The organism is Streptococcus sp. SM3 (genome assembly GCF_027497875.1).
Map to the genome: position 1 here is coordinate 1 of NZ_JAJNSA010000154.1, position 3,508 is coordinate 3,508.

Below are 3,508 nucleotides of genomic sequence, written 5' to 3' on the forward strand. Positions count from 1 at the left end.
GCTCTTTATTTCCTTGTGAAAGAAGTGCTCAAAGATCCGGAGCGTCATGTGGCTTCTTTTGGTCGCAATAAAACGCGGAATGCCGGTCAAAACTTCTTGACCCGCTGTATCAACCAAGAAATTGTCGTCACCCAACGGGTTCACCATGTAGGCATGTGGCATCTCTTTAAGATTGGACGGATTCCAGGAACCAACTTCATTATTCAAACTGAATTTGTCAAGAGTATTGGGGGATGGAAAAACGGTGCCTTAACAGAGGATACTGATATTTCCTTTAAGATTATGCAAAGTGGGAAGTTGATTGCTCTAGCCTATAATTCAGAAGCTTTCCAACAAGAGCCGGAAACCCTGAAGAGTTATTATATGCAGCGGAAACGTTGGGCCAAAGGGAATTATGAAGTGGTTCTTTCCAACTTCAAGCATTTATTTGGTAAGGGAAATTGGCGCGTGAAGTTAGAAGTGACCAACTATTCCTGTGTCTTCTTCTGGTTTAACGCAGCCATCGTCTTATCGGACTTGATCTTTTTTGCCAATATTCTGGCCATGTGTATCCATACAGTGGTGCCAGGTGTGCAAATTCCATTTGCCTTTGATTCAGAAAATATCTATATTGCGCAATTGATGTTGTTCAATTGGGTCTTGATGATTGGACTTTATCTGCTTCAGATTAATGTGGCTCTTGCCTCACAATTTGGTCAAGCCACTACCAAGCAAATTTGGTTGGCCTTGGCTGCCTATTTCACCTATTCTCAACTGTTTATCATTGTGTCGATTGATGCCATCTCTTCGATTGTGATGGATAAACTATTGCACCGGAAAGAAACCAAATGGGTTAAAACAAAACGATTCGCAGGATAGGAGAAATTATGAAAACGAAAAAGATGAGATATGTATGGTTTCTAGTCATCCTTTGCATTTTCTGTTTGACCTTGTTTTTAGCGAGAACGAGAAGTAAAGTGGAGATGCGAAATCGAATTTATCATCAGTGGAATGAGCATTTTGTTGTTTCAAAAGGGAAAGAATCCTATGTTCGAACCACCAATGATAGCAATCAAACAGTAGTGTTATCCGAGGCGCAAAGTTATGGAATGCTCATTACTGTTGCAGCTGCTGAAAAAGGACAAGCCCAACAAGCAGACTTTGACCGACTCTATCACTATTATCTAAATCATCGCTTAGAAGGTACCCAATTGATGTCTTGGAAACAAACCATCAGCAATGGAAAAGCAAAAGATGAGGATCATAACGCCACAGATGGAGATCTCTACATCGCCTATGCTCTTCTAAAAGCCGCTCAGAAATGGCCAAAGCAAGCCAAAGACTACCAGGCTCAAGCCAAAGCGATTTTAGAAGATATTCTCGCACACAACTACAATGAAGAAACTGGTGTGTTAACGGTGGGGAATTGGGCTAATCAGGACTCGGAGTTTTATCATTTGATGCGGACGTCTGATACATTGCCAGCGCAATTCCAGATCTTTTATGAAGTGACAAAAGATTCGAAGTGGTTGGATATCAAAGAAAAGATGTTGCAGCAGCTCCAAACGATCAGTTCCCAAACCAAAACAGGTTTACTACCTGATTTCATCTGGGTAGATGAGCAAGGAACGCGCGTAGCGGATCCCAAGACGATTGAATCCAAGTATGATGGTGCCTACTCGTATAATGCTTGTCGCCTTCCATACAACCTTGTTCAAAGTAAGGACAAAACCAGTCAACAATTGGTGAAAAAGATGCTTAACTTTTTCAAGAGTCAAAGAAACCTGTATGCAGGTTATGACTTGAAAGGGAAGGCCTTGAACAATCATCAGGCAGCAAGTTTTTTGGCACCGATAGTCTATGCCTCTGAACATGAAAAAGGCTATTTGAAGTTGGTGCAACAGAACAAGTATATCTTTACACAAGATCTACCTCTGAACAACTATTACGATGCAACCATGACAACCATGATTGCACTTGAATTGTTCTAAATACTTGAGAAGAGAGAGTTCCCCAGGATGGTCTGTCCATTTTGTTGGGACTCTCTTCTTTTGATTCTCGAAAAAAGGAACCAATAGCAATTAGGCAGTCTATTTTTGAAAAATAATTGTGAAAATCACCTGAAAACTACCTGAAAAATCATGCTCTGAGCAGAAAACTTTTATTCTCAAAGGATTTTCTATATAATAGAGGATACAAAGGATGGAAGAGTTTATGTATCGAGTGATTGAAATGTACGGGGACTGTGAACCCTGGTGGTTTTTAGAAGGTTGGGAAGAAGATATCGTGAGTAGTCGGAAGTTTGAAGACTATTACCAGGCTTTGAAATACTACAAGCAGAAGTGGTTGGAGTTAAATGAGCACTTTCCAAGTTATAAGAGTCGGAGTGACCTCATGACGATCTTTTGGGATACCAAGGAGCAAGAGTGGTGTGAGGACTGCAGTGAAGATGTGCAGTTTTTCCACTCGCTTGTCCTCCTAGAAGACGAGCATAAGATCCCTAAAAGCAAGCTCCGCCCAGGCTACGAAAAGGAAAGAGGCAGTCGCAAACACCGTTCTTGTCAATATACACTCGATTCAAAAAAGGGGACGACCCTGTCATAAGAGAAATGCGGAAGATTTTTTAGAGCGATCTAGAAAGTCTTCTTTTTTTGTCTTCTTTTTCGAATAGTATAAGTGAGAGGAGGAACTATGGTTCAAGAAATTGCAAAAAAATTGATCCGCCTGGGAAAAAAGGAAGAAGCTCAGGATCTTTACTTCATTCCTCGGAAGGAGGAGTACCAGGTTTTTATGAGGGTGGGAGATGAGAGGCGCTTTGTGCAATCCTTCCCTTTTGAGGACATGACGGCTATTATCAGCCACTTTAAGTTCGTGGCAGGGATGAATGTGGGAGAAAAAAGGCGCAGCCAGCTAGGGTCGTGTGATTACCCATTAGAGGATGGAATGGTTTCGATTCGCTTGTCGACGGTGGGGGATTATCGTGGTTATGAAAGCTTGGTCATTCGGCTCTTGCATGATGAGGAACGTGAATTGCGGTTTTGGTTTGATCAGTTGCCAGACTTGCAGAAGAAATTGGCCGGTCGTGGTCTCTATCTCTTTGCAGGTCCTGTTGGTTCGGGAAAGACCACTCTCATGCATGCTTTGGCGCAAGAGCGCTTTGCGGACCAGCAAGTCATGTCTATTGAAGATCCTGTCGAGATCAAGCAGGATAATATGCTTCAGCTTCAGCTGAATGACCAGATCGGCATGACATATGACAACCTGATCAAACTCTCCTTACGCCATCGGCCGGACCTTCTCATCATTGGAGAGATCCGAGATAAGGAAACAGCTCGTGCAGTCGTACGAGCTAGTTTGACAGGAGTCACCGTCTTCTCTACTATTCATGCCAAGAGCGTTCGAGGTGTTTATGAGAGGCTCTTAGAACTTGGAGTGAGTGAGGAAGAGCTCAAGATTGTTTTACAAGGTATTTGCTACCAACGATTAATTGCAGGAGGAGGTGTGGTCGATTTTGCGACGGAAAACTACC

4 protein-coding genes are annotated in these 3,508 nt (G+C 42.6%); all 4 read left to right on the forward strand.

The annotated features are described in order from the left end of the window. On the forward strand, positions 1 to 858 hold an 858-nt coding region (locus tag PAN06_RS13340; RefSeq protein ID WP_269796566.1), incomplete at its 5' end, for a glycosyltransferase family 2 protein. Positions 859 to 866: 8 nt separating this feature from the next. Next, complete coding sequence (locus tag PAN06_RS13345) at positions 867 to 1,970, forward strand: glycosyl hydrolase family 8 (protein ID WP_049472876.1); 1,104 nt, start codon at positions 867 to 869, stop codon at positions 1,968 to 1,970. Between the two features lie 223 nt (positions 1,971 to 2,193). After that, positions 2,194 to 2,583 carry a DUF1033 family protein gene (locus PAN06_RS13350; protein ID WP_269796568.1) on the forward strand — a complete coding sequence of 130 codons (390 nt, stop codon included), beginning with the start codon at positions 2,194 to 2,196 and terminating at the stop codon, positions 2,581 to 2,583. Positions 2,584 to 2,670: 87 nt separating this feature from the next. Then, positions 2,671 to 3,508, forward strand: an 838-nt coding sequence (comGA, locus tag PAN06_RS13355) for a competence type IV pilus ATPase ComGA (protein WP_269796567.1), incomplete at its 3' end; no start/stop codon positions are given.